Source organism: Streptomyces nodosus, from assembly GCF_008704995.1.
Classification (GTDB): domain Bacteria; phylum Actinomycetota; class Actinomycetes; order Streptomycetales; family Streptomycetaceae; genus Streptomyces; species Streptomyces nodosus.
Window position 1 is genome coordinate 1,917,469 of the sequence record NZ_CP023747.1, and the last position, 26,013, is coordinate 1,943,481.

The following is a 26,013-nucleotide window of genomic DNA, read 5'->3' on the forward strand; positions in this document are numbered from 1 at the left end:
TGTGAGCATCGATACGTTTACGTCCTCACGCCCCGACCGTCCGCAACAGCGTCCCGGCCGCATAGGTGATCCCCATCGCCAGCGCCCCGCCGGCCACGTTCCGTAGTACCGCGCGCGCCGGCTTCGCCGCTCCCAGGCGGGCGCTGGTCCAGCCGGTGACGACCAGGGCGGCCAGGACGGAGGCCACCGTCACCGGGAGCCGCACGGTCTGGGGTGGGAGGACGATCGCCAGCAGGGGCAGCAGCGCGCCCGCCGTGAAGGCCAGAAAACTCGCCCAGGCCGCGTGCCACGGGTTGGTCAGCGCATCGGGGTTGATGCCGAGCTCCACGCTGGCGTGGGCGCGCAGCGCGTCCCGCTCCGTCAGCTGGATCGCCGCCTCCCGGGCCACCCTCCGGGACAGCCCCCGGTCCATCAGCAGCCCGGTCAGCTCCTGGAGCTCGGCCTCCGGCTGCTCCCGCAACTCCTGCCGCTCCATGGCCAGTGCCGCCTTCTCGGAGTCCCGCTGGGTCGACACCGACACGAACTCGCCCGTGGCCATGGACATGGAGCCGGCCAGCAGCCCGGCGAGACCCGCCGCCAGCAGGGTGGAGCGCTCCGTCGTCGCGCCCGCGACACCGACCACCAGGCCGGCGGTGGAGACGATCCCGTCGTTGGCGCCGAGGACCGCGGCCCGCAGCCAGTTCAGCCGCTCCCCGAGCGCACCCCCGTGTGCCTCGTCATGCGTCGCTGATTCCGTCACACCGGGAGAATGGCACCCCGGACGGCACCGTCACCGCACCGACCCGCCCCGCGGCACCTCGGGCCGGTGACAGCAACGCCCCGCGGCCACCGCACCGCGGCTCCAACGGGTGGCGTGTGCGGGGACCTTGACGTGTCGACAAGGCGTGCCGCGTGGAAGCGGTGGTGAACTCGGCGGGGGTGTCGCGCCGTTGTGCATGGCCCGGGAGAAGGGGCGGCGTCGACGGGCCTCGGGGTGCGGGTATGTGCGGGGGTGTCAGGCGGGGCCCGTATCCTCAGTGACCATGCTCGAAGACCGTACGACCACAGCGCACCCGGGCGGCTGGCCGACCGCGTACCCCGAGGGGTATGCGGTCGTCGACGTGGAGACCACCGGACTCGCCCGGGACGACCGGATCATCTCGGCCGCCGTCTACCGGCTGGACGCACGCGGCGAGGTCGAGGACCACTGGTACACGCTGGTCAACCCGGAGCGCGACCCGGGACCCGTCTGGATCCACGGTCTGACGAGCGAGACGCTCGCCGGGGCGCCGCTCTTCCGTGACATCGCCGAGGAGTTCGCCGCCCGGCTCTCCGGCCGTGTACTGGTCGCCCACAACGCGGTCTTCGACTGGTCGATGATCGCCCGGGAGTACGCACGCGCGGAGCGTGAGGCCCCGGTCCGTCAGCGGCTGTGCACCATCGCGCTCTCCAAGGAGCTGGGCCTGCCGCTGGCCAACCACAAGCTGGAGACGCTGGCCGCGCACTTCGGCGTCGTCCAGCAGCGGGCGCACCACGCGCTGGACGACGCCCGGGTGCTGGCCGAGGCGTTCCGGCCGAGTCTGCGGGCCGCCGCGCGGGACGGCGTACGCCTTCCACTGCTGGAGTGCCGCCCGCTGACCGAGTGGTCCGCCTCCCCCACGATCGGGCGGCAGTCCACCGGGGGCTACCGGGGGGCCGCCGCCTGGCGCCCGTCCCGCAAGCGCCCCGCCTGCCCCTACCCCAACCCGGGACGCTACCAGGAGGGCAAACCCCTCAAACAGGGCATGCGGATCGCCTTCTCCGGTGACACCTCCACCGAGCGGGACCTGCTGGAGGACCGGGCCGTCGAGGCGGGACTCCATGTGGCGACGAGCCTGTCCCGGCTCACCAGCCTGCTGGTCACCAATGATCCCGACTCGGGCACCTCCAAGACGGTCAAGGCCCGGCAGTTCGGGACGCCGGTGGTCGACGAGGCGGCGTTCGGGCAACTGCTGAGGGACGTGGAGCCGGCCGCCGGGCAGCCGGGAGCGGCGGCACCGGCGCCGGAGCGGCGCTGACCGACGTACGGGTGATTGCCGGGCGACTCGCCCGGCACCCGCTCGCCCCGCGCGACGGCGACGGCCCACCCTGTGGCGCATGGCGAGATGCGAAGTCTGCGGCAACGACTACGGAATGACCTTCGAGGTGCATGCGCAGGGCGCGGTGCACGTCTTCGACTGCTTCTCCTGCGCCATCCACCGCATGGCCCCCGTGTGCGAACACTGCCGGGTGCAGATCATCGGCCAGGGCGTCGAGGTCGAGGGCCACTGGTACTGCGGAGCCCACTGCGCCCGCGCCGAGGGGAGGACCGGAATCGTCGACCGGGTCTGAGGCCACCCCCCTCACCGCACCCCACGTACCGAGATGTACGGTCGTGGGGTGTACCGCTTCCTGTTGTCCCGGCAATGGGTGATCCTCACCCTTGTCGCCCTCGCGCTCATCCCGACGATGATCGAGCTGGGCTTCTGGCAGCTGCACCGCCATGAGCACAAGGTCGCGCTGAACAAGGTGATCGGTGACTCGCTCGCGGCGAAGCCGGTGCCGGTCGAGTCGCTCACCTCGCCCGGGGCGACGATCCCCCACCAGGACCTGTACCACCGGGTGACGGCCGTGGGCTCCTTCGACACCGCGCACGAGGTCGTGGTGCGGCGCCGCACCAACGCGGACGGCAACGTCGGCTATCACGTGCTGACCCCCTTCGTCCTCACCGACGGCCGGATCCTCATGGTCAACCGGGGCTGGGTCCCCGCCGACGGCGCCCAGACCGCCTTCCCCGAGATCCCGGCACCCGCCCGGGGCGAGATCACGGTCACCGGCCGGCTGATGCCCGACGAGACGACCGCGCGGAGCGGCATCAAGAACGTGCAGGGACTGCCGGACCGCCAGGTCATGCTGATCAGCGGCGCGGAGCAGGCGAAGCGCCTCGGCAAGGAGGTCCTCGGCGGCTATGTCGAGCTGACCTCTCCCGCGCCCCGGGGCGACAGCCCCGAGCTGATCCCCGACCCCGGACACAGCGACATCGGCCCGCACATGGCGTACGCGATCCAGTGGTGGCTGTTCTCCGCGGGCGTCCCGGTCGGCTGGTTCGTCCTGGCCCGCCGTGAGGCACGCGACCGCACCGAGGAGGAGAAGCGGACGAGCGGGGAACCGGCACCCGTCGCGGTCTGAGCCGCCCGGCCCCCGCGACCGCCGCCGCCCGCGGCCACCGGCTCCGCGAGGCCCGCCGGGCACGGCTCACTCCCCCGGCCGCTCCCCTGATTGCCTCCCCCGCCCACCGGGAAGCGGGAACTCCGTGTACCCGCACATCGAGGACTACGCGCTCATCGGCGACGAGCAGACCGCGGGCCTGGTCGGCCGGGACGGCTCCGTCGACTGGCTGTGCCTGCCCCGCTTCGACTCGCCCGCCTGCTTCGCCAGACTGCTCGGCGGCCAGGAGAACGGCCACTGGCGGATCGCTCCCCGGGGCGCCCGGCTGTGCACCCGCCGCGCCTACCGCACCGACACCCTGGTCCTCGACTCCGAGTGGGACACCCCGGAGGGCACGGTCCGTGTCACCGACTTCATGCCGCAGCGCGACCAGGCCCCCGACTTGGTACGGATCGTCGAAGGCCTGGACGGCCGGGTCATCGTGCGCGGGGAACTCCGGCTGCGCTTCGACTACGGCTCGATCGTGCCCTGGGTGCGCCGCACGAACGGCCACCGGGTGGCCGTCGCGGGGCCCGACGCGGTGTGGCTGCGCAGCCACCCCCCGGTGCGCACCTGGGGCAAGGACTTCGCCACCCACTCCGAGTTCACCGTCGACAAGGGCGAAAAGGTCGCCTTCGTCCTCACCTGGTACCCCTCGCACCAGCCCCGCCCCGATCTCATCGACCCGTTCGAGGCACTGGACGCCAGCGTGGAGGACTGGCGCGCCTGGGCGGCACGGTGCCGCTACCGCGGGCCGCACCGGGACGCCGTGGTCCGCTCCCTGATCACCCTGAAGGCCCTCACCTACGCGCCCACCGGCGGCATCGTCGCCGCCCCCACCACCTCACTCCCGGAGCTGATGGGCGGCGTCCGCAACTGGGACTACCGCTACAGCTGGCTGCGCGACTCCACGCTCACCCTGGGGGCGCTGCTGGCCGCCGGCTATCTGGAGGAGGCCGAGTCCTGGCGCGACTGGCTGCTGCGCGCGGTCGCCGGCGACCCGGCGGACCTCCAGATCATGTACGGGCTGTCGGGTGAGCGGCGGCTGCCCGAGTACGAGCTGTCCTGGCTGCCCGGCTTCCACGGCTCGGCGCCGGTCCGGGTCGGCAACGAGGCCGTCAAGCAGCTCCAGCTGGATGTGTACGGCGAGGTCATCGACTCGCTCACGCTGGCCCAGCGTTCCGGTCTGCCCGCCAAGCCGCACATGTGGCGGGTGCAGTGCGCGCTGATGGAGTTCCTGCGCACCGCCTGGCGGCAGCCGGACCAGGGGCTGTGGGAGGTGCGCGGTACGCCCCGGCACTTCGTCTACTCCAAGGTGATGGCCTGGGTGGCGGCCGACCGTGCGGTCCGCGCGCTGGAGGGCAACCCCCGGCTCGAGGGCGATCTGAAGGGGTGGCGGGCGATGCGCGACGAGGTGCACCGGGAGGTGTGCGAGCGCGGCTACGACGCCGAGCGGAACACCTTCACCCAGTACTACGGCTCACGCTCGCTCGACGCCTCGCTGCTGCTGATCCCCCGGGTCGGTTTTCTGCCGCCGGACGACCACCGGGTGCGGGGCACCATCGACGCGGTCTGCGCGGACCTGGCGCACCACGGTTTCCTGCGGCGCTACAGCACGGAGGACTCCGAGGTGGACCCGCTGCCCGGCGGCGAGGGCGCCTTCATCGTCTGCTCGTTCTGGCTCGCCCAGGCCCTGCACCAGTGCGGCCGCATCCAGGAGGCCCGCGAACTGTTCGAACGGCTGGTGGGGATCAGCAACGACCTCGGACTGCTCGCCGAGGAGTACGACCCCGTGAACGGCCGTCAGCTCGGCAACTTCCCGCAGGCCTTCAGCCATCTCGGCCTGGTGGGCACGGCCCTCGCCCTCTACGGGGACGAGACGGCAGGATAGGACCATGGATCTTGGACTGAAGGACCGGGTGTACGTGGTCACCGGCGCCACCCGCGGGCTGGGCAACGCGGCGGCACGGGAACTGGTGGCCGACGGCGCCAAGGTGGTGGTCACGGGCCGCGACAAGCGGCGGACCGCCGAGGCCGCGGCGGCGCTGGGCGCGAACGCGCTGGGCACGGCCGTCGACAACGCCGACCCCGGGGCACCGGCCCGGGTGATCGCCGCGGCCCGTGAGCTGGGCGGTGTCGACGGCATCCTGATCAGTGTCGGAGGTCCGCCGCCGGGCCATCTGGCCGACAACACGGACGAGCAGTGGACGGCCGCGTTCGAGTCGGTGTTCCTGGGTGCGGTGCGAATGGCCCGTGCGGCCGCCGCGGAGCTCACCGAGGGCGGCGTCATCGGCTTTGTGCTGTCCGGTTCCGTGTACGAGCCGATCCCGGGTCTGACCATCTCCAACGGTCTGCGCCCCGGTCTGGCCGGCTTCGCCAAGTCCCTCGCCGACGAGCTGGGACCGCGCGGCATCCGGGTCGTCGGCCTGGTCCCCGGCCGTATCGACACGGACCGGGTACGGGAACTGGACGCCCTCTCGGCCGACCCCGTGGCGGCCCGCGCGGCCCAGCAGTCCCGTATTCCGCTGCGCCGCTACGGCGCCCCGGAGGAGTTCGGCCGCACGGCCGCGTTTCTGCTGTCGCCGGCGGCGTCGTATCTGACGGGCGTCATGATCCCGGTCGACGGCGGGGCCCTGCACGGGTTCTGAGCGGCCCGGTCCCGGATGCCGGGGTGCGACCGGACCGGGGCCGGCACCCCGCTCCGGGCCTCAGCTCACCCGTTGCGCCCGGTGGCCGGCCCCGCGCAGCCGCACCTCGGCGGGCAGCGCCGTGAGGCCGGTGGATTCACGGGCGTGCGCCAGCGTCCCGGTGGTCAGCTGCCGCAGCACCTCCCCGGGGTCCCCGTTCGGTTCCAGCAGCAGCCACAGCTGGGCCTCGGGCGCGGCGCGCCGCCCGGTCAGCAGCGCCCGGGCCCCCTGGACGCCGTCCAGCTGCCCGGCCTCGTCGGCGAGCACGGTCTCCAGGGCCGGCCCGCGCAGCAGGGCGCCCGAACCGTCGCCGGTGTCGACGAGCACCTCGGCGAGCCGGCGCGGACGCAGCAGCGCCCACAGCCACCACAGGGCGAGCAGTGCCAGGACCGTGAGCGCGGCCAGCACGGTCGGCCACCACCAGCCCGCCTCCCGCCACCTGGTGCGCTCGGCATCGCTGAGCAGCACGTCGTGCGGGCCCTGATGGATCCACCAGGAGGGCGGTCTCACCCCCAGGCCCACGGCGAGCACGGGGCCGCCGAGGGCGAGCAGCGCCAGGCCGAGCAGCCCGGTCAGTACTCGGTTGACGATCCGCAGCATGGTCGCCTCACCTCTTCCGGTCGGCCCGCCGTACATGCACCGACAGCGCGGGGTGCCGGTGGAGCCCCAGGTCCCGGACGGCGTCGGCGAGTGCGGTGTCCAGGTCGGCCCGCACCTCGTCGAGATCCCGGAAATGCGACACCGCCCGCACCTCCGCTCTCCGGCGCCCCATGCGGACGCGTACCGACCGCACCCCGGAGACCTCCAGGGCCCGGTCGCGCAGCACGGTCGCGGCGGCGTCCCGGTGCAGTCCGGCCCGCAGATCGTCGTGCGTCGGGCGCATCGGGAGCACCTGGCGCAGTCCGGGGGTGACGGCGAGCACCAGCAGCCAGACGCCGAGGAGCACGATCACGCTCGCCCCGGCCAGCACCCATGGGGAGTCCAGGGGCTGCTGGGCCAGCCGATGGGCCAGGGCCCGGCGCCAGTGCATCGCGGGCCGGCCGGCGCGGACGGCCACCAGGTCGTACAGCAACAGGCCCGCCGCGACCAGGAGCAGCAGCGCGACGACGCCCGCGGGGACCTGGCGGACCGACCAGAAGCGGTGGCCCCCGCCGGCGGTGCCGGCCACCGGTTCATAGGCGGAGGCGGACGAGGACTGGCCGAGTTCGGCGTCCCCGGTCTTCTCGACGACCGGGAGTTTCCGTGTGCTGTCGTGGTCCTGGGGCTCGCTCATTGCGTCCTCCCGTGTGCCGGGGACGGATGCAGCCGTTCCACCTGGACGGCGATGCACCGCCATCCCCGTCAACGCGCCTACCCGCTCGGCGACCCGGCGACGCACGGCGGCGCACCGGCCGCCGATGTCGGTGGGGTAGCCGAGCTCGACGCCGACCTGGATCCGTGCCGTCCCGGCCGGGTTCTCCCCCGCCCGGACCTCGCGCGCCGGGGGCAGCAGAACGACGGCGGTGGCCTCCGGCGGCAGGACGCCCGGCGGCAGCGGGGCGAGCGCCTCGTGCGCCGCCCGCGCGGCGATCTTGGCGACGACCAGGTCGGCGACGACGGTGGAGCCGCGCTCGGCGGCCGGCACCGGGTCCGGCCGCTCCGCACGGCTCGGTGCGTCCTCGACGGGCGGTCCTGGCACAGGTCACCGCCGCCGGTCGTCGCGGGGGCGGAAGAACTCGCCGGGGTCCAGGTCCCCCTCCAGAAAGCGGCCGACCACAAAGCCGACCGCACCGAGGGCCGCCACCAGCAGGAACGCCCCGAAGCCGCCGAAGTACCCGGCGAAGCCCAGGGCCATTCCGGCGATCATGCCGATCACGGCCACGCTCATGCGGTGCTCCTCAGCTCGGTGGTCACCGGCCCTCCTCGGCTACTGGAGCCGCGACTCCAGTTCCAGGTCCTCCTCGTCGGGCAGCTTGACGTCGACGACCGCGATATTGGCCTCGACCACCTCGAGCCCGGTCATGCGTTCGACCGCCGCGATCACGTTCTCCCGCACCTCGCGTGCCAGTTGGGCGATGGCCACCCCGTAGTCGACGACGATCTCCAGGTCCAGCGCCGTCTGCACCTCGCCGACCTCGGCCTTCACTCCCCGGGTGGCCCGGGAGCCGCCGGGCACCCGGTCCCGCACGGCGCCGAAGGTGCGGCTGAGGCTGCTGCCCAGGGCGTGCACCCCGGGCACATCGCGGGCCGCGAGACCGGCGATCTTCTCCACCACGCCGTCGGCGATGGTGGTCCGTCCGCGGGTGGCGGGATCGCCGCCGCCCCGCCGGGTGGGCCTGCGGGTGCCGGTTCCCTCCGCGGCGCCCTCGATGGTCGTCTCCGGCCGGTTCCGCTCCGGCATCTCGGTCATCGCCGTGTCCCTTTCTGACGTCCCGCCTCCGACGCCCGCCCCGGTGCCGTGCGACCCCGGTGCCATGCGGCTCGACGAGCTAGTCGCCGATGCCGGCCAGGTCCCGGAGCCGACGGGCCTGGGCCGCCCGCTCGGCGGCGCGCTGCTCCTCGTAGGTCCGCTGCTGTGCGCCGCGCAGCAGCGCCTTGGTCTCGACGACGGCGTCCCGGGGCGCGGCGAGCAGCGCGGAGGTCAGGTCCCGCACGGTGTCGTCGAGTTGTTCGCGCGGCACGGCGAGGTTGGCGAGCCCCATGGTCACGGCCTCCTCGGCCAGGACGAAGCGGCCCGTCACACAGATCTCCAGCGCACGGGCATAGCCGACCGCACTCACCAGCGGATGGGTGCCGGTGAGGTCGGGGACCAGGCCCAGGCTCGTCTCCCGCATGGCGAACTGGGCGTCGTCCGCGACGACACGCAGATCACAGGCGAGGGCGAGCTGGAACCCGGCGCCGATCGCATGGCCCTGGACGGCCGCGACGGACACCAGGTCGTTGCGCCGCAACCAGCTGAACGCCTCCTGGAACCCGGCGATGGACGCGTCCAGCTCCTTGTCGCCGCCGCGCGCGAGGTCGGCGAAGGTCGGTTCCCCTTCGATCCCCTCGGGCGTGAGCATCTGCCGGTCGAGCCCCGCCGAGAACGACTTGCCCTCGGCGCGCAGCACGACCACCCGCACGGAACCGGGGAGAACGCGTCCGGCCTCCGCCAGCGCCCGCCACAGAGCGGGGCTCTGCACGTTGCGCTTGGCCGGGTTGGTCAGCGTCACCGTGGCGATCGTGTCGTCGACGGTGAGCCGCACGCCGTCCTTGTCGAGTACCGGGTCGAGCGAAGCCATGGGGCGCCTCCGATGCATGCGGTCGGGCGCGGACGCCCCACGGGACATCCGCGAAGTGACTGCACAGTAACCACCCGGCCGGTCACCCGACCGACCGGGTGGCCACCACCGAAGGCGATGGGGCCGCCCGGCGTCAGGCCGATGGAGCCTTCTTGCCCCGCGTCGCCCCGCCACGCCCACGCAGCGTGACTCCCGATTCGCTGAGCATCCGGTGAACGAAGCCATACGAGCGGCCGGTCTCCTCGGCCAGCGCCCGGATGCTCGCACCGGAGTCGTACTTCTTCTTCAGGTCTGCCGCGAGCTTGTCGCGCGCGGCGCCGGTCACCCGGCTGCCCTTCTTCAGAGTCTCGGCCACCCGTGCCTCCTCATGGGAAGTGCGCTCTGGTCTCCTCATGATCACCCCTCGGGGGCGTGATGGCCACCCATTCGGCAAGGTCCGTGAGACACGGTTTTGACGACAGGAACACATCCCCACGAGTGGAATCCGGGATTCCACCCGGTCATATCCGTACGCCCGAACGGGTTCATCCGGGAAGCGGCAGGTCAGCGGCGCGTGGCGGCCGAACCCTTGGGGCACAAGGGCTCGGCCGCGCCAGGGCGGGAAGACACGCCCCGGTATGAGGAGATCTCACACAGATGATGGATCTCGGATCGGCCGAATGATCCATACGTAGTGGATCAACCCCGGCGATCGGGTGACACGGCACACCCCGGCACGGGGTGTCCGGATACGCCGGAGCCCCGCCAAGACGCACGGGGTGGCCCTGCGTAATGGCTCCGTCGAAGGGTGTCCGGACGCTCCGACCGCCGCCGGGTGCCGGTCGAAGCACCGGCACGGCGGTCGGGTCGGGGCACCGGGCGGTTCCGCCCGGTGGGGTCAGGCGAGGGCGACCAGGTCCGCGTAGTCCGCGCCCCACAGGTCCTCTACGCCGTCCGGCAGCAGGATGATCCGCTCCGGCTGGAGCGCCTGGACCGCGCCCTCGTCGTGGGTGACGAGCACGACCGAACCCTTGTAGGTGCGCAGCGCGCCGAGGATCTCCTCGCGGCTGGCCGGGTCGAGGTTGTTGGTGGGCTCGTCGAGCAGCAGCACATTGGCGGACGACACCACGAGGGTGGCGAGGGCGAGACGGGTCTTCTCGCCGCCGGAGAGCACACCGGCGGGCTTGTCCACGTCGTCGCCGGAGAACAGGAACGAGCCGAGCACCTTGCGGACCTCGACCAGGTCCATGTCGGGCGCGGCGGAGCGCATGTTCTCCAGGACCGTGCGGTCGGCGTCGAGGGTCTCGTGCTCCTGGGCGTAGTAGCCGAGCTTGAGACCGTGACCGGGGACGACCATGCCGGTGTCCGGCTGTTCCACGCCCGCCAGCAGCCGCAGCAGGGTGGTCTTGCCGGCGCCGTTGAGGCCGAGGATGACGACCCGGGAGCCCTTGTCGACGGCCAGGTCGACATCGGTGAAAATCTCCAGGGAGCCGTACGACTTGGACAGGCCCTCGGCCATCAGCGGGGTCTTGCCGCAGGGCGCCGGCTCCGGGAAGCGCAGCTTGGCGACCTTGTCGGACTGGCGGACCTCGTCGAGGCCGGACAGCAGCTTCTCGGCGCGGCGGGCCATGTTCTGCGCGGCGACCGTCTTGGTGGCCTTGGCGCGCATCTTGTCCGCCTGGGCGTTGAGCGCGGCGGCCTTCTTCTCGGCGTTGGCCCGCTCCCGCTTGCGACGCTTCTCGTCGGCCTCGCGCTGCTGCTGGTAGAGCTTCCAGCCCATGTTGTAGACGTCGATCCCGGCGCGGTTGGCGTCCAGGTAGAACACCTTGTTGACGACCGTCTCCACCAGGTCCACGTCGTGCGAGATCACGATGAAGCCGCCGCGGTAGGTCTTGAGGTAGTCCCGCAGCCAGATGATCGAGTCGGCGTCCAGGTGGTTGGTCGGCTCGTCGAGCAGCAGCGTGTCCGCGTCCGAGAAGAGGATGCGCGCCAGCTCGATACGGCGGCGCTGACCGCCGGAGAGCGTGTGCAGCGGCTGGCCGAGGACCCGGTCGGGCAGATTGAGCGCGGCGGCGATGGTGGCGGCCTCGGCCTCGGCGGCGTACCCGCCCTTGGTGAGGAACTCGGTCTCCTGGCGCTCGTACTGCTTGAGCGCCTTCTCGCGGGTGGAGCCCTTGCCGGAGGCGATGCGCTGCTCGTTCTCGCGCATCTTGCGGATCAGGACGTCCAGGCCGCGGGCGGACAGCACGCGGTCGCGGGCCAGCACGTCCAGGTCGCCGGTGCGCGGGTCCTGCGGGAGATAGCCGACCTCACCGGAGCGGGTGACGGTGCCCGCGGCGGGGATGCCCTCGCCTGCGAGGACCTTGGTGAGGGTGGTCTTGCCGGCGCCGTTGCGGCCGACCAGGCCGATGCGGTCGCCCTTGGCGACACGGAACGTGGCGTTCTCGATGAGGACGCGGGCACCGGCGCGCAGCTCGATACCGGAGGCGGAGATCACGGACAGACTCCAGGGCGGGGGAAGGGGCGGGATGGGCGGCTGAGGGCGTACCCGCCGTCTAATGCGCGAGGAGAACGGCCATGGGGCCAGTCTAACGGGGCTGTGCAAGGCCTTTTCCCGTGTGCCCGGGCCGGGCCGGATGCGGGGCCCGGTGCGGGCCCTGCCCTGCGCGGGTCGTCGGGGCGGGCGTCCGGTGTCCCGGCGCGCGGGCCCCGGGACAAGGGCGACCGGTGGTCAGCTTCCTCCGGTGTGGACCTGGAACGCGGCGCGGCGCAGGGCCTTGGCCAGCGCCGGGTCGGGGTGGGCGGCGGCCAGCGCGACCAGCACCTGCACGGTGCGGGGGTGCCCCACCGCGCGCACCTCGTCGAGCAGCGCGGGCACGGTGGGCTGTATGGCGGACTCCAGGTGGCGCACCAGCAGCGGGGCCTCGCCGTGGTCGGCGACGGCGGCGGCGGTGTCGACCCACAGCCAGGTGGCCTCCTGACGGGTGAGCACCCCATGGGCGTCGTCGGGGTCGGCGCCGTCGTGCTCGGCGAGCCAGAGCAGGGCGTAGGGGCGCAGCGTGGTCTCGTCCAGGGCGGTGCGCACCTCGGGTTCGGCGGGGGCCCCGACCACGCGCAGCGCCTCGAAGGCGAGGCCCCGCAGAAAGGCGTCCTCGCCGCGGGCGGCGTCCAGGAGTTCGGTGACGGCGCCGCCGACCGGGCGGGCCGCGAGCCAGGCGCGGTACTCGGCGCGGGCCGCGTTCGGGCGGAGTCCCACACAGCCGCGGAGCATGTCCTCCGCGTTCTGCTCGATGTTCCCGGCGGGGCTCTGCGCGGCGACGCAGATCTGCTCCAGCTTGACCCAGACCGCCCAGCTGCCGAGCGGGGTGAGGGTGGCCTGCTGCTCGGCGCAGGTGAGGGCGCCGACAGAGGCGAGCGCGTCCAGGGCCCAGTCGAGCGGGGCGGCGAGCTCGGCCTCCTCGGCGGCGTCCCGGACGACCGGCGCCTCGACGGCGGTGGGAGCGGGCTCGGGAACCGATTCGGGCTCCGTCTCGGGAGCGGCGGCGTGAGATGCCCCGTCGTCCGCGTCGTCCCCGTCATCTCTGTCCGCGGGGGGTGGGACGTAGCGGATCTCGCACCGCTCGGTGCGCAGTTCGGTGACCCGCTGCACCAGGAGGTCGAGCAGTTGGTCGACGGGGACGGGACCCGCCGAGAGCTGGAGAAAGGACAGCACCTGGGGCATGGCCGAGACGACTTCGGCGACGGTGGCGTGGTCGAGGTCGTCGGGTTCGGGGTAGGCGAGCGACCAGGCGTCGAAGAGGGCGACCCAGCCGCGCAGTACGGCGGTGTCGTCGCGGTTCCAGGCGCGCAGCCGCCAGCCGGGGCGGGCGCTGTCGGCGTGCACCTCGACCAGGCCGGCCAGGCGGGCGGTGTCCCAGTCGGCACGGACCTGGGCGGCGGGCAGACCGAGATCGGCGGCGGCCCGCTCGGCGGTGGCGTCGGAGAGGGTGCCCCGTCCGCCGTCGGAGGTCGCGCCGTCGCGGCCCGGCCGGAGTGCGGCGTCGGCCCAGCGGGCGACACGGGCGGCGTCGGCGAGCCGGGCGCGGGCCATGGCGGCCAGCTCCGCGCGCGGGGGTGTCCCCTCCGGCGGCCGGGGTGCGGGGCGACGCGAACGATGCTGGGCGACCGCTCGGGGAGCGGCGGCCAGGGGCCGGGGGCGGACAAGTCGGAGCCTGGAGTCGCGCGGGGTACGGGACGTCACGGGTGCAGTCTTCCGGTTGACGGTCCGAAAACCCAAACGGAACGGAACGACGGGCGACCTGACCGGCCGGTCCCCGGGTTCCGGAATGGGGTCACACCGGGGAAAAGGGCGTGCCCCGGGGCACGGGAACAGTCCGGGTCGGAACCCTGAACGGAAGGGGCTCCCGCACCCCACCGGGCGGCCTTGACTCCCCCCGCGGCCGACGTCACATCAGCGGTATCAGAAAGCGCCGCATGGACTCCTCGTACTCCCCGGGGTCCACGTTCCACATCGCGCCATGGGCGGCGTTGCGGACGGTGCGGAGGGTGACCAGATCCGCGCGGCGCCGGGCGAGGCGGCGGGAGGGTGCCCAGGGGGCGACGGCGTCGTCGGGGCCGTGGAAGAGCAGGACCGGCACCTGAAGTCGGTCCGGGGCCGTGATGTCCTCGGTGCGGTCGCCGTGCAGTCCGGTGCGGCCCTGGGCGGCGCGGACGGCCAGGGGCAGCAGCACCCCGGGGGTGCGGCGGGCCGCGGCGAGGGCCCGCAGGGTGGCCTGCCAGTCGAGCACGGGCGAGTCCAGCACGAGGCCGGAGATCCGCTCGCGCAGCGACGAGTACGCGGCGGCACGCAGCGCCATGGTGGCCCCGGTGGACCAGCCGTGCAGGACCACGCGTCCGGCGCCGTGGCGCACGGCGTAGCGGATGGCGGCGTCCACGTCGCGCCACTCCGTCTGGCCGAGATGGTTCAGGCCGTCCGGGGGACGGGGTGCCCCGGTGTCGCCCCGGTAGGCGATGTCGAGGACCGGGACCTGGCGGCGGCTGAGGAACTCCATGACGTTCAGGGGGTGTTCCCGGGTCGCGCCGAGCCCGTGCACCGTGATCACCCAGGTGTCGCGGGCCCCGGGCACGAACCAGGCGGGCAGGGGCCCCAGTTCGCCGGGCACCTCGACGGCGGAGTGCTCCAGGCCGAGGGCCGTGCGGGGGTCGCCGATGTGCAGCTGGGGGGTGAGCCAGGCCTTGTCGCCGGGTTCGAAGGTGCCCCGGGTGACGCGTTCCAGACGGCGTACGACGGTGTCGGCGGAGTGGGGGGCGGTGTCCAGGACCGGGCCCACCACCGCGTGCGAGCCGCTGCCGGACAGCCCGTAGACGCCGGGCCGCCCGGAGGCCAGATCGCGGGTGAGCACGATCCGTCCGGCGGCCAGGGAGTGCACGGTCAGCCGCGGATCCGTGGGCAGCGGACGGCCGGGGGCCGCCTTGAGCGCGGCGTCACTGGCGAAGCGGCCCGCGGCGATACCGGCCGCGCCCGCCGCGATGGCTACCGTGACGGCTGCCGCCGCCGCTCTGACAGTGCGCACCCCTCCAGTCTCACGGCGCGGCCCGGCCCCGGCCAGCGGGCTGATCCACCGGGGGCACCGAGGGACGGCACTTTCGAAGCACGCCCTACCGCTCCGGACGCTGTCCGTACCCCCGCAGCCGCTCCCCCACCTCGGCCACCTGCTCGTGGGTGAGCAGGGTAGGCGACCGGCCCGGCACCGACGACGCGGTCAGCCACACCCGGCACATCCACTCGAGCTGGGCCGTGCGGTCGTACGCCTCGGCCGGTGTCGCCCCGTGCGCGACCGTGCCGTGGTTCTGGAGGAGGCAGGCGGTGCGGTCCGTCAGCGCGCCCAGCATGCTCTCGGCCAACTCCGGCGTGCCGTAGGGGGCGTACGGGGCGACCCGCACCGCACCGCCGAGCGCGGCGGCCATGTAGTGGATCAGCGGCAGCTCCCGTACCAGGGTGGAGACTGCCGTCGCGTGCACGGCATGGGTGTGGACGACGGCGCGCGCCCCGGTCGTGCGGTAGACCGCCAGATGCATCGGAAGCTCGCTCGTCGGGCGCAGCGAGCCGAGCACCTGCCGTCCGTCGAGGTCGACCCCGACCGCGTCGCCGGGCGTCAGCCGCTCATAGGGCACCCCCGTGGGCGTGACCAGCACGGTGCCGCCCACCCGCACGGAGACATTGCCGGAGGTGCCGACGACCAGGCCGTCGGCGACGGTACGGCGGGCCGTCGCGACGAGTTCGTCCCAGGCCCGCGCCACCTCGCCCGCCGGGTCCCGCGCGCCGGACCCGGGAGCGCCCCCGCCTTCCCACGCGTCCCGCGTCACATCCCGTTCACCATGTCGCTGTTCGGCCATGCCGCGATCCTGCCAGCCGGGGGCCGGGAGGGGGGTCCGTGAGGCGTGCGTCATGCGGAGCGACGGCGGCCCGATCGGTACACCCCCCGGACCGTCTCAGTTCATCTTCCGTTCACCCAGGTTGCCTACGTTCAACGGGCCACTGACCTCCCACAGAAGCCTGGGGAAATGGAACACATCACGCTCCTTCTTGGAATCGTGATCGTGACCGCTCTCGTGTTCGATTTCACGAACGGTTTCCACGACACAGCCAACGCGATGGCGACCACCATCTCGACCGGCGCCCTGAGGCCGAAGGCGGCGGTGGCGATGTCCGCCGTGCTGAACCTCGTCGGGGCCTTCCTCTCGGTGGAGGTCGCCAAGACGATCTCCGGCGGCATCATCAACGAACAGGGCATACGCGTCGAAGTGATCTTCGCGGCCCTGGTGGGCGCCATCCTCTGGAATCTGCTGACCTGGCTGCTGGGCCTGCCCTCCAGCTCCTCCCACGCGCTCTTCGGCGGTCTGATCGGCGCCGCCGTGTCCTCGGCCGGCTGGTCCGCGGTGAACGGCTCGACGATCGTCACCAAGGTGCTGATCCCCGCGGTCGCCGCGCCGGTCGTGGCCGGGCTCGCCGCGATGCTCGCGACGCGTCTGTCGTACGTCATCGGCAGCCGCGCCGACGACAAGGCCGCCTCGAAGGGCTACCGCGCCGGATCGATCGCCTCGGCCGGGCTGGTCTCCCTGGCACACGGCACCAACGACGCCCAGAAGACGATGGGCATCATCACCCTGGCCCTGGTCACCGGAGGCGCCCTCGCCCCCGGCTCGAACCCTCCCACCTGGGTCATCGTGTCGGCCGGTCTGGCCATCGCGCTCGGCACCTATCTGGGCGGCTGGCGCATCATCCGCACCCTGGGCAAGGGCCTCACCGATCTGGCGCCGCAGCAGGGGTTCGCCGCCCAGACCAGCGCGGCGGCCGCCATTCTCACCTCCTCCCACCTCGGCTTCTCCCTCTCCACCACCCAGGTCTGCTCCGGCGCCGTGATGGGCGCGGGCCTCGGCCGCAAGGGCGGCGTGGTCCGCTGGTCCACCGCGACCCGGATGGTCGTCGCCTGGGGCCTGACGCTCCCGGCCGCCGGCCTGGTCGGCGCGGGCGCCGAACTGCTCACCAAGCAGGGCACCTGGGGCACCGTGGCCACCGGTGTGCTGCTGCTCGCCGGCGCCGGCGTCATCTGGACCCTGTCCCGCCGCACCCCGGTCACGGTCCACAACGTCAACGACGACACTGCGGAGCCCGCGGGCGTCGTCACGGCGGCGATCGCCGCGGTGATCCCGCCGCCGGCAGGCCCGCTCACCACGGACGCCGCCCCGGCGGACGCCGGCACCGCCACCGGCCTGAAGGCCACCATCCCGGCCCCGGGCCCGGGCCCCTCCGAGCCGACCCGCCCCGCGACGGTATAGCGGAACAAGGGAGCACCTCTCATGAACATCGACTGGGCAGCCCTCGGCTCCGTCTTCGGCGTCAGCCTTGTGATCACCGTGGCCCTGGTGACCCTGTTCACCCTGGGCGTCGTGGGTCTGACGAAGAAGGAGTCGGCCCGGGGCGCCGCCGCCGGCCTGGCGGCCACCGGCGCATACGCCTGCTTCGCGGCGTGCGCGGCGGCGGTGGCGTACGGCATCTTCCTGATCATGTCCTGACCACAGGGGCCTTCCGCCCGTCCAGGATGCGCCTCGAACCCCCGCAGTGAGCTTTCGCTGCGGGGGTTCGGCGTCTCCACCGCCCCCCGCCGACACCCTGACGCCCTGTCATTTACCGACGTCCCGTTGGGATATACGACGGTTTGCTACATTCCCCACCGCACGCGACCACGTCGAAAAGACAGGTGGCTGTCGGCAGACGTCTGGCCGCCCACGCCCGACTCACCTAGTCTGATCGATAGTTGCTGCTCGACGTCGGCCGCCCGACCAGTCGAAGACGACGTGTGGCAGGGAGCGACATGGCCAGGGACATCGATCCGAGCCTCAATCGACGCAGGCTCCGCATCGAGTTGCGCAAGGCACGCGAAGGAGCCGGCCTCACCCAGCGGGAGGCCGCCGACGCGCTGGAGTGGTCCCTGTCCAAACTGATCCGCCTGGAGGCCGGGACGGTCAGCCTGAGCGTCACGGATCTGCGCGCACTGCTCCAGCTCTACGGGGTCACCGAGCCGGGCCGGGTGACCGATCTGGAAGAGGCCGCCCGGGGGTCGAAGGGGCCGTCCTGGTGGGCGCCGTACAGCGACATGGTGCGACCGCAGTTCGCCCAGTACCTGGGCTATGAGAGCGCCGCCACCTCGATCCGCTTCTACCACCCCTCCGTCGTCTACGCGCTGCTCCAGATCGAGGACTACACCATGGCCCAGCTCGCCCCGCGCGAGAACGGAGGTCTGACCCGCCGTTCCGCGGAGCTGCGCACCACCCGGCAGGAACGGCTCTTCGACGGGGACCACGGCCCGGCGGTGAGCATCGTGCTGGACGAGGCGGCGCTGCGCCGGGTCATCGGCGGCCCGGGGGTGATGCGGCGTCAGCTGGAGCACCTCAAGACGATGGCCCGGCATCCCCGGGTCACCCTGCGGGTCCTGCCGTTCACGGCCGGGGCGCACTACAGCATGGGGTCGTCCTTCACCCTGCTCGGCTTCACGGACGGGGACGACCTGCTCTACCTCGAGGGCGCCACGGGCAGCGTGGCCAACCGTGACGACCTCGGCCTCACGGCCCGCTACCAGGAGTGCTTCGAGGACATCAGCACCAAGGCGTACGAAGGCGACCGGATGATCGAACTGATCGACGCGGTCAAGGAGAGTCTCGACAACGGCTGAGGCCCGGCGGGGACGGTCCGGGCGGACAACGGGGAGGGAGACCCATGGCGGTCCTCGGTTTCCTCGAGTGGTGCAGGCAACTGCGCGCGCTCCGTTCTCTGGGGGCGGCCGATCCCCCCGGCTCCGCTCCGGACCGGCCGGCGCCCCGGGCCGGGGCGGCCCGCTCCCGGGCCGCGGGGCCCGCACGGACGACGACGAGCCGTCTGCTGCCGGGCACGGCCGGCGGCAGTGTGCTGCTGTTCGGCGTCGCCCTGTCCGCCCACGTCGCGTCCGGCGTCGGTCCCGCCGCCCTGACCCCGCTGACCCTGACGGTGCTGGGGGTGCTGGGCGCGGCCCTGGTCACCGCGCTCGCGGCGGGCGTCGGCCGGGCCCTGCGGCGCCGCTCGGCGGCGGTGCGCGCACCCGGGATCAGCGGCCCCGGGAGCCTCGTGGACGAAGCCTCGCCACGGCCCGGTCCAGAACGCGGAGACGCTCCGTGACGGGGGTGAGCCCCCACCACAGACCGGCGCTGACCGCCGCCACGATCGTCACCACCAGCCAGACCAGGGCCCGCGCCGTGGAGCCGGGCACCAGCAGTGCGGCCAGTGCGCCCGCGACCACCGCGAACACGCCCGTGGTGAGGGAAAAAAGTGCCAGCGGAGCGACCGCCGCCCATGGTCCGCGCGGGGTCCGTGGACCGCCCGCACGCGCTGGGAATTCCTCGGCCCTGTCCCCCATGAGGTCCCTCCCCGCCCCGGGTGCCTCCCGCTCTCCGGACGGATCGTCAGCAGCCGTCCGCCGCCGGGTTCCCGAGTCCGGCCAGCAAACCACACCAGGCGGGACGGCGGAAGACGAGCACCGGCCCGGCCCGCCGTTTCGAGTCACGCACCAGGACGTGCGCGCCCTCGACCGCCACCTCGACACAGTCGTTGTCGTCGCCCTCCGAGTGACCGCTCTTGCGCCACATCGGCCCCGAGGACTGCCTGCCGATCACACCGACCTCCTGCTCATCAGTCGGTCATGCCGCTCTGGTCCTACCGGTCGTACCGTCCCTAGTCTTCCCAGGTTCCCGGCCCGGAAAGACCGCGGAAAGCACCGATTCCCGTCGCTGACGGCCCCTCAGGCGTGTGGGGCTCGGCACACCACAGCGTCCCAGGTCAAGTGCTGGTTGACGGGTGTTCCGGAGGCGTGGTGGACTGCCGGGGCCACTACGGCGGCAGCAGAGGAAGCCGGTGCGATTCCGGCGCGGTCCCGCCACTGTCACCGGGGAGGAGACTCCCCGGGAGCCAGGAACTCTCGCCGCCGGTCTCGTCGAACCAGGGCGTGGACACCCTGAGTGAGGACATATCGCCATGCGCGGCTGCCGACGCAGATGCAACGACCCGGCCCTCACCGACCTCGCGGTCGGCCGAGCCGATGGGTGCTGACCGGGTCTTCGCGTACGGCGCCACCGCCGGAATCCTCGGTGACCGACTGCTCGGCGATCCCCGCCGCGGGCACCCCGTCGCCGCCTTCGGGCGGGCCGCGGGCGCCGTGGAGCGTCTGCTGTGGCGGGACCACCGCGGCTGGGGCGCGCTGCACACCGCCGTATGCGTGGGCGGCGCCGTCTCGCTGGCGGCGCTCGCCGGGTCCGCCGTCCATGCGTCCCGTACCGCGTCCGTCGCCCTGACCGCCGCCGCCACCTGGGCGGTCGTCGGGGGCACTTCGCTCACCCGGGAGGCCCGGGCCGTCGGGCATGCCCTGGAGTCCGGCGACCTCGAGGCCGCCCGGGCGCGGCTGCCGCATCTGTGCGGGCGGGATCCGCAGGCCCTCGACGCGGACGGGATCGCGCGGGCCGTGGTGGAGTCGGTGGCCGAGAACACCTCGGACGCCGTGGTGGGCGCGCTGGTGTGGGGGGCCGTGGGCGGGGTGCCCGGGCTGGCCGGCTTCCGCGCCGTCAACACCCTGGACGCCATGGTCGGTCACCGGTCGCCCCGGTACCGGCGCTACGGCTGGGCCTCCGCCCGGCTGGACGACCTCGCGGGCTGGCCGGGGGCGCGGCTGACCGCCGTGCTCGCGGCGGTGGCGGGTCCGGATCCACGGGGCGCGGTACGAGCCTGGCGCGCCGACGCACACCGGCATCCGAGCCCCAACGCCGGTCCCGTGGAGGCCTCGTTCGCGGGGGCCCTCGGGGTGCGGCTGGGCGGGACCCTGTCGTACGGCGGCCGCGTCGAGCACCGGCCGGTGCTGAACGGCCCGGGGCGCGCGGTCGGCCTCCGGGACATCGAGCGCGCGGTACGGCTGTCGCGCCGGGTGGGCATGCTCGCGCTGGGCGTCACCGTCGCCGGACGGATGCTCGCCGCTGGGATTCCCGCGAAGGGGCACAGGTCATGAGCGGCGGACTGCTGGTCGCCGGCACCACCTCGGACGCCGGCAAGAGCGTCGTCACCGCCGGGATCTGCCGCTGGCTGGTGCGGCAGGGCGTGAAGGTGGCGCCCTTCAAGGCGCAGAACATGTCCCTGAACTCCTTCGTCACACGCGAGGGCGCCGAGATCGGGCGGGCGCAGGCCATGCAGGCCCAGGCCTGCCGCATCGAGCCGACCGCGCTGATGAACCCGGTGCTGCTCAAGCCGGGCGGGGAGCGCAGCAGTCAGGTCGTGCTGCTCGGCCGGGCGGTGGGCGAACTCAGTGCGCGCGGGTACCACGGCGGGCGGCAGCAGCAGCTTCTGGGCACCGTCCTGGACTGCCTCGCCGAGTTGCGGGGCAGCCATGACGCGGTGATCTGTGAAGGGGCCGGCAGCCCCGCCGAGATCAATCTGCGGCGGACCGACATCGTCAACATGGGGATCGCGCGCAATGCGGGACTCCCCGTGCTCGTCGTGGGCGACATCGACCGCGGCGGCGTCTTCGCCTCCTTCTTCGGCACCGTGGCCCTGCTGTCGCCGGAGGACCAGCAACTCGTCTCCGGGTTCCTCGTCAACAAGTTCCGCGGCGATGTCTCGCTGCTCGAACCCGGGCTCGACATGCTGCACGGGCTCACCGGACGGCGTACGTATGGTGTGCTGCCGTTCCGGCACGGGCTCGGCATCGACGAGGAGGACGGACTTCGGGTCTCCCTGCGGGGCACGGTGCGGGAGTCGGTGGTGGCTCCGCCCGTCGGTGCGGACGTGCTGCGGGTCGCGGTCTGCGCGGTCCCGCTGATGTCCAACTTCACCGATGTGGACGCGCTCGCCGCCGAACCGGGCGTCGTCGTGCGGTTCGTGGACCGGCCCGAGGAGCTGGCCGACGCCGACCTCGTCGTACTGCCGGGCACCCGGGGCACCGTCCGGGCCCTGGACTGGCTGCGGGAGCGGGGGCTGGCCGAGGAGATCGTCCGCAGGGCCGTCGAGGGACGTCCGGTCCTCGGTGTCTGCGGGGGCTTCCAGATCCTCGGCGAGCACATCGAGGACGAGGTCGAGAGCCGCCGCGGCCGGGTGGACGGGCTCGGTGTGCTGCCCGTACGCGTCCGGTTCGCCCGGGAGAAGACCCTCACCCGGCCCGTCGGCGAGGCGCTCGGTGAGCGGGTCGAGGGGTACGAGATCCACCACGGGGTCGCCGACGTCACCGGCGGGGAAGGGTTCATCTCCGATGGCGAGGGGCACAGCCTGGACGGTTGCCGGGTCGGGGCCGTCTGGGGCACCCACTGGCACGGCTCCCTGGAGTCGGACGGTTTCCGGCGGGCCTTTCTGCGCGAGGTGGCGGCCGCCGCGGGCCGCCGCTTCGTGCCGGCCGCCGACACCTCGTTCGCCGCGCTGCGCGAGGAGCAGCTCGACCGGCTCGGCGATCTGATCGAACAGCACGCGGACACGGATGCGCTGTGGCGGCTCATCGAGTCGGGCGCGCCGCAAGGACTGCCATTCATTCCACCGGGAGCACCCGCATGAGCACAGTGTTGTTGTTGTCGACCGCCGACACCGATCTGCTCGCCGCCCGAGCCTCGGCCGCCTCCTACCGGATCGGCAACCCCACCCGGGTGGACGTCGGCGAGGAGCTTGTGGGGCTGCTCGACGGCGCGGACATCGCCGTCGTACGGCTGCTGGGCGGCAAGCGGGCCTGGGAGGACGGGCTCGCCGCGCTGAAGGCATCGGGCGTGCCGACCGTGCTGCTGGGCGGAGAGGCCGTACCGGACGCCGAGCTGATGGCGGAGTCCTCGGTGCCGGCCGGAGTCGTGGCGGAGGCGCTGAAGTACCTCGTCGAGGGCGGCCCGGAGAACCTGGCGGAACTCGCCCGGTTCCTCTCCGACACGGTGCTGCTGACCGGCGAGGGCTTCGAGGGGCCGCGGAGGATGCCGGAGTACGGCGTCCATGGTTCCCGTGCGGCCCGGGAGGGCCGCCCGACCGTGGGGGTGCTCTTCTACCGCGCCCATGAACTGAGCGGCAACAGCGCGTTCGTCGACACCCTGTGCGACGCGATCGAGGCACACGGGGCCAACGCCCTTCCGGTCTACTGCGGTTCGCTGCGCGGCGCGGACGCCGGGCTGTACGAGATCCTCGGGCGCGCCGACGCCCTGGTCGCCACCGTCCTCGCGGCCGGGGGCACGCATGCCTCGCAGGCGTCGGCCGGTGGTGACGAGGAGGCCTGGGACATCGGGGCGCTCGCGGACCTGGACATCCCCGTGCTGCAGGGCCTCTGCCTCACCTCCTCCCGGGCCGCCTGGGACGAGTCCGACGCCGCCCTGTCCCCCATGGACGCGGCCATGCAGGTCGCCATCCCGGAGTTCGACGGGCGGCTGATCACCGTCCCGTTCTCCTTCAAGGAGCAGGGCCCGGACGAGGTGCCGGTGTACAGGGCCGACCCCGAGCGGGCCGCCCGGGTCGCCGGGATCGCCGTACGGCACGCGCGGCTCAGGCACAAGCCCAACGCCGAGAAGAAGCTCGCACTGGTCTTCACCGCCTATCCGACCAAGCACTCCCGGGTCGGCAACGCGGTCGGCCTCGACACCCCCGCCTCGGCGGTACGGGTACTCGACGCACTCCGGGACGCCGGGTACTCCCTCACCGAATACCCCTCCGGCGGCGACGAGTTGATCCACCGGCTGATCGAGGCCGGCGGCCATGACGTCGAGTGGCTCACCGAGGACCAGCTGGCCGCCGCGCCCGCACGGGTGCCGCTCGCGGACTACCGGGCATGGTTCGACACCCTGGACCCCGAGCTGCGGAGCGGCATGGTGGACGCCTGGGGCGAGCCGCCGGGCAACCTGTATGTGGACGGCGACGACATCGTCCTCGCCTCCCTCCAGTTCGGGAACGTCGTGGTGATGATCCAGCCGCCGCGCGGCTTCGGGGAGAACCCGATCGCGATCTACCACGACCCCGACATGCCGCCCTCGCACCACTACCTGGCGGCCTACCGCTGGCTGGAGAACTCTTTCGGCGCCGACGCGATCGTCCACATGGGCAAGCACGGCACGATGGAGTGGCTGCCGGGCAAGGGCCTGGGGCTGAGCGGAGGCTGCGCCCCGGACGCGGTCCTCGGCGATCTGCCGCTGATCTACCCCTTCATCGTCAACGACCCCGGCGAGGGCACTCAGGCCAAGCGGCGCGGGCACGCCACGGTCGTCGACCACCTCGTCCCGCCGATGGCGCGCGCGGACACCTATGGCGATCTGGCCAAGCTGGAGCAGCTCCTCGACGAGTACGCGCTGGTCTCCGACCTGGACCCGGTGAAGGCGCCCGCCGTGCGCGCCCAGATCTGGACCCTGGTCAAGGCCGCCGAGCTCCACCACGACCTGCATGTGGACGAGCAGCCGGAGGACGACGACTTCGACTCCTTCGTCATGCATATCGACGGCTATCTGTGCGAGATCAAGGATGTGCAGATCAGGGACGGTCTGCACATCCTCGGCGGCGGCCCCGTCGGTGAGCCCCGGGTGAACCTGGTGCTGGCCGTGCTGCGCGCCTCCCAGGTGTGGGGCGGACAGGCGAACGCGCTGCCGGGGCTGCGGGCCTGTCTCGCGGAGCACTTCGGCCTGGTGGAGAAGGAGTTGCTGGCCGAGCCGGGCGCGCCGGTGAAGGTGCCGGTGGAGCTGACGGAACTGGTCGAGGGGCCCTCGCGCACGGCCGCCGACGCCATCGACCTGCTGGAGCAGCTGTGCCGGCGGTTCGCCGAGGGCATGGAGGAGCGCGGCTGGGCGGCCGGCGCGGCCCCGGCGCTGGTACGGGAGGTGCTGGGCACCGAACTCGCGGACGCGACGGCCGTGCTGGAGTTCGCCTGCACCGAGGTCGTGCCCCGGCTCGCCCGGACGACGGACGAGATCGGGCACATCCTGCGGGCGCTCGACGGCGGTTACGTCCCCGCCGGCCCGTCCGGCTCCCCGACCCGGGGCCTGGTCAACGTCCTGCCGACCGGCCGCAACTTCTACTCGGTCGACCCCAAGGCGATCCCGTCCCGGCTGAGTTGGGAGGTCGGCCAGTCGCTCGCGGACTCGCTGGTGGCGCGCTATCTCCAGGACACCGGTGAGTACCCGAAGTCGGTCGGCCTGACCGTCTGGGGCACCTCCGCGATGCGCACCCAGGGCGACGACATCGCCGAGATCCTGGCGCTGCTGGGCTGCCGCCCGGTCTGGGACGACGCCTCGCGCCGGGTGACCGGTTTCGAGGTGGTCGGGTTGGAGGAGCTGGGCCGGCCGCGCATCGATGTCACGGTCCGTATCTCGGGCTTCTTCCGGGACGCCTTCCCGCATGTCGTGGGGCTGATCGACGACGCGGTACGGGCGGTGGCGGAGCTGGAGGAACCCGCCGAGCAGAACTTCGTCCGCGCCCACGCCGACGAGGACACCGCCGAGCACGGCGACCGGCGCCGCGCCACGGCCCGCATCTTCGGCTCCAAGCCGGGCGCGTACGGCGCGGGTCTGCTGCCGCTGATCGACGCGCGCAACTGGCGCTCGGACGCGGACCTCGCCGAGGTGTACGCGGTCTGGGGCGGCTACGCCTACGGCCGCGGGCTCGACGGGCGGGCGGCGCGCGGGGACATGGAGACGGCGTTCCGGCGGATCGCGGTGGCGGCGAAGAACGTTGATACGCGTGAACATGACATCGCGGACGCGGACGACTACTTCCAGTACCACGGCGGCATGGTGGCGATGGTCCGGCATCTGACGGGGGCGAGCCCGGAGGCATACGTCGGCGACAGCGCCGTTCCGGACCAGATCAAAACCCGCACACTGGGCGAGGAGACGCACCGTGTCTTCCGGGCACGGGTGGTCAACCCCCGCTGGATGGCGGCCATGCGACGCCACGGCTACAAGGGTGCTTTCGAGATGGCCGCGACCGTGGACTACCTGTTCGGCTACGACGCCACGGCGGGCGTGGTCGACGACTGGATGTACGAGAAGCTGGCCAGCGAGTACGTCTTCGCACCGGAGAACCGCGAGTTCATGAAGCGCTCCAATCCTTGGGCGCTGCGGGGCATTACGGAGCGCCTGCTGGAGGCAGCGGACCGCGGGCTCTGGGCGGAGCCGGACCAGGAGACCCTGGACCGGCTCCGGGCGACCTACCTCGAACTCGAGGGAGAGCTGGAGGGAGAAGGGTGATCTCTCCCCAAGACCCCTCATTGGTGGGGAGCACAGCGAGCAGGACCTCGTCGAAGCCGACGACTAGGGACCATCCCCGTGGTTGCAGGGAGCACATGCTCACCTTGCGGTCGCGGAGCACC

General features: G+C 72.9%; 24 protein-coding genes and 1 riboswitch. Of the genes, 12 read left to right on the forward strand and 12 right to left on the reverse strand.

Translation table 11 applies throughout. The features are described 5' to 3' along the window. Positions 1-25 precede the first annotated feature (25 nt). Positions 26-739: a VIT1/CCC1 transporter family protein gene (locus CP978_RS08750; RefSeq protein ID WP_043439126.1), complete on the reverse strand. Its 714-nt coding sequence runs from the start codon at positions 737-739 to the stop codon at positions 26-28. Positions 740-1,022: 283 nt separating this feature from the next. On the opposite strand from CP978_RS08750, the gene CP978_RS08755 reads away from it, so the two are divergent. The 5 genes from CP978_RS08755 (at position 1,023) to CP978_RS08775 (ending at position 5,852) form a co-directional block, all read left to right on the forward strand. Next, entirely contained in the window at positions 1,023-2,036 is a 1,014-nt protein-coding gene (locus CP978_RS08755; RefSeq protein WP_043439129.1) for a DEDDh family exonuclease, read from the forward strand. Positions 2,037-2,115: 79 nt separating this feature from the next. Next, the gene (locus CP978_RS08760; protein ID WP_079162063.1) at positions 2,116-2,349 is read left to right on the forward strand and encodes a hypothetical protein; all 234 of its coding nucleotides are present in this window, start codon (positions 2,116-2,118) and stop codon (positions 2,347-2,349) included. 48 nt (positions 2,350-2,397) lie between these two features. Further along, the gene (locus tag CP978_RS08765) at positions 2,398-3,186 is read left to right on the forward strand and encodes an SURF1 family cytochrome oxidase biogenesis protein (RefSeq protein WP_043439133.1); all 789 of its coding nucleotides are present in this window, start codon (positions 2,398-2,400) and stop codon (positions 3,184-3,186) included. 124 nt (positions 3,187-3,310) lie between these two features. Continuing rightward, positions 3,311-5,095, forward strand: a complete 1,785-nt coding sequence (locus CP978_RS08770) for a glycoside hydrolase family 15 protein (RefSeq protein ID WP_043439137.1) — start codon at positions 3,311-3,313, stop codon at positions 5,093-5,095. Between the two features lie 4 nt (positions 5,096-5,099). Then, positions 5,100-5,852 carry an SDR family oxidoreductase gene (locus tag CP978_RS08775; protein ID WP_043439138.1) on the forward strand — a complete coding sequence of 251 codons (753 nt, stop codon included), beginning with the start codon at positions 5,100-5,102 and terminating at the stop codon, positions 5,850-5,852. Between the two features lie 60 nt (positions 5,853-5,912). On the opposite strand, the gene amaP is transcribed toward CP978_RS08775, so the two are convergent. From amaP to CP978_RS08825, 10 genes are all read right to left on the reverse strand, one after another. Further along, the gene (gene amaP, locus CP978_RS08780) at positions 5,913-6,491 is read right to left on the reverse strand and encodes an alkaline shock response membrane anchor protein AmaP (protein ID WP_043439140.1); all 579 of its coding nucleotides are present in this window, start codon (positions 6,489-6,491) and stop codon (positions 5,913-5,915) included. 7 nt (positions 6,492-6,498) lie between these two features. Then, complete coding sequence (locus CP978_RS08785) at positions 6,499-7,164, reverse strand: DUF6286 domain-containing protein (protein ID WP_043448298.1); 666 nt, start codon at positions 7,162-7,164, stop codon at positions 6,499-6,501. A gap of 408 nt (positions 7,165-7,572) precedes the next feature. Next, the gene (locus tag CP978_RS08790; RefSeq protein WP_043439143.1) at positions 7,573-7,758 is read right to left on the reverse strand and encodes a hypothetical protein; all 186 of its coding nucleotides are present in this window, start codon (positions 7,756-7,758) and stop codon (positions 7,573-7,575) included. 39 nt (positions 7,759-7,797) lie between these two features. Next, positions 7,798-8,280 carry an Asp23/Gls24 family envelope stress response protein gene (locus CP978_RS08795; RefSeq protein ID WP_043439145.1) on the reverse strand — a complete coding sequence of 161 codons (483 nt, stop codon included), beginning with the start codon at positions 8,278-8,280 and terminating at the stop codon, positions 7,798-7,800. A 79-nt stretch (positions 8,281-8,359) separates the two neighbouring features. After that, positions 8,360-9,151, reverse strand: a complete 792-nt coding sequence (locus CP978_RS08800) for an enoyl-CoA hydratase/isomerase family protein (protein ID WP_043439147.1) — start codon at positions 9,149-9,151, stop codon at positions 8,360-8,362. A 133-nt stretch (positions 9,152-9,284) separates the two neighbouring features. Next, on the reverse strand, positions 9,285-9,506 hold the full coding sequence (locus CP978_RS08805) for a helix-turn-helix domain-containing protein (RefSeq protein WP_043439149.1): 222 nt from the start codon (positions 9,504-9,506) through the stop codon (positions 9,285-9,287). A 522-nt stretch (positions 9,507-10,028) separates the two neighbouring features. Further along, on the reverse strand, positions 10,029-11,627 hold the full coding sequence (locus tag CP978_RS08810; RefSeq protein ID WP_043439150.1) for an ABC-F family ATP-binding cassette domain-containing protein: 1,599 nt from the start codon (positions 11,625-11,627) through the stop codon (positions 10,029-10,031). 234 nt (positions 11,628-11,861) lie between these two features. Next, positions 11,862-13,370 (reverse strand): hypothetical protein, encoded by a 1,509-nt coding sequence (locus tag CP978_RS08815; RefSeq protein ID WP_170307426.1) that lies wholly within the window; start codon positions 13,368-13,370, stop codon positions 11,862-11,864. A 205-nt stretch (positions 13,371-13,575) separates the two neighbouring features. Further along, positions 13,576-14,703: an alpha/beta hydrolase family protein gene (locus CP978_RS08820; RefSeq protein WP_043439152.1), complete on the reverse strand. Its 1,128-nt coding sequence runs from the start codon at positions 14,701-14,703 to the stop codon at positions 13,576-13,578. An 85-nt stretch (positions 14,704-14,788) separates the two neighbouring features. After that, complete coding sequence (locus CP978_RS08825) at positions 14,789-15,526, reverse strand: class II aldolase/adducin family protein (protein ID WP_043439155.1); 738 nt, start codon at positions 15,524-15,526, stop codon at positions 14,789-14,791. Between the two features lie 168 nt (positions 15,527-15,694). On the opposite strand from CP978_RS08825, the gene CP978_RS08830 reads away from it, so the two are divergent. From CP978_RS08830 to CP978_RS08845, 4 genes are all read left to right on the forward strand, one after another. Next, positions 15,695-16,969: an inorganic phosphate transporter gene (locus CP978_RS08830; RefSeq protein WP_043439156.1), complete on the forward strand. Its 1,275-nt coding sequence runs from the start codon at positions 15,695-15,697 to the stop codon at positions 16,967-16,969. Between the two features lie 21 nt (positions 16,970-16,990). Continuing rightward, the gene (locus CP978_RS08835) at positions 16,991-17,206 is read left to right on the forward strand and encodes a hypothetical protein (protein WP_043439159.1); all 216 of its coding nucleotides are present in this window, start codon (positions 16,991-16,993) and stop codon (positions 17,204-17,206) included. Between the two features lie 299 nt (positions 17,207-17,505). Beyond that, entirely contained in the window at positions 17,506-18,363 is an 858-nt protein-coding gene (locus CP978_RS08840) for a helix-turn-helix domain-containing protein (RefSeq protein ID WP_043439161.1), read from the forward strand. Positions 18,364-18,407: 44 nt separating this feature from the next. Beyond that, positions 18,408-18,842: a hypothetical protein gene (locus tag CP978_RS08845; protein ID WP_150478171.1), complete on the forward strand. Its 435-nt coding sequence runs from the start codon at positions 18,408-18,410 to the stop codon at positions 18,840-18,842. 284 nt (positions 18,843-19,126) lie between these two features. Here CP978_RS08845 and CP978_RS08855 read toward each other — a convergent pair whose 3' ends face one another. Next, positions 19,127-19,336 carry a DUF397 domain-containing protein gene (locus CP978_RS08855; RefSeq protein ID WP_227745341.1) on the reverse strand — a complete coding sequence of 70 codons (210 nt, stop codon included), beginning with the start codon at positions 19,334-19,336 and terminating at the stop codon, positions 19,127-19,129. Between the two features lie 189 nt (positions 19,337-19,525). Next, a riboswitch (cobalamin riboswitch) is annotated at positions 19,526-19,640 on the forward strand. Between the two features lie 118 nt (positions 19,641-19,758). Here CP978_RS08855 and CP978_RS08860 point away from each other — a divergent pair. Genes CP978_RS08860 through cobN form a run of 3 tightly spaced genes read left to right on the forward strand, consistent with a single transcriptional unit; the run spans position 19,759 to position 25,891 of the window. Further along, positions 19,759-20,715 carry a cobalamin biosynthesis protein gene (locus tag CP978_RS08860; protein WP_043439164.1) on the forward strand — a complete coding sequence of 319 codons (957 nt, stop codon included), beginning with the start codon at positions 19,759-19,761 and terminating at the stop codon, positions 20,713-20,715. Next, positions 20,712-22,244 (forward strand): cobyric acid synthase, encoded by a 1,533-nt coding sequence (locus tag CP978_RS08865; protein ID WP_043439165.1) that lies wholly within the window; start codon positions 20,712-20,714, stop codon positions 22,242-22,244. Before CP978_RS08860 ends, CP978_RS08865 begins: the two co-directional genes overlap by 4 nt. Next, positions 22,241-25,891 carry a cobaltochelatase subunit CobN gene (gene cobN / locus CP978_RS08870; protein WP_043439166.1) on the forward strand — a complete coding sequence of 1,217 codons (3,651 nt, stop codon included), beginning with the start codon at positions 22,241-22,243 and terminating at the stop codon, positions 25,889-25,891. Before CP978_RS08865 ends, cobN begins: the two co-directional genes overlap by 4 nt. Positions 25,892-26,013 lie beyond the last annotated feature (122 nt).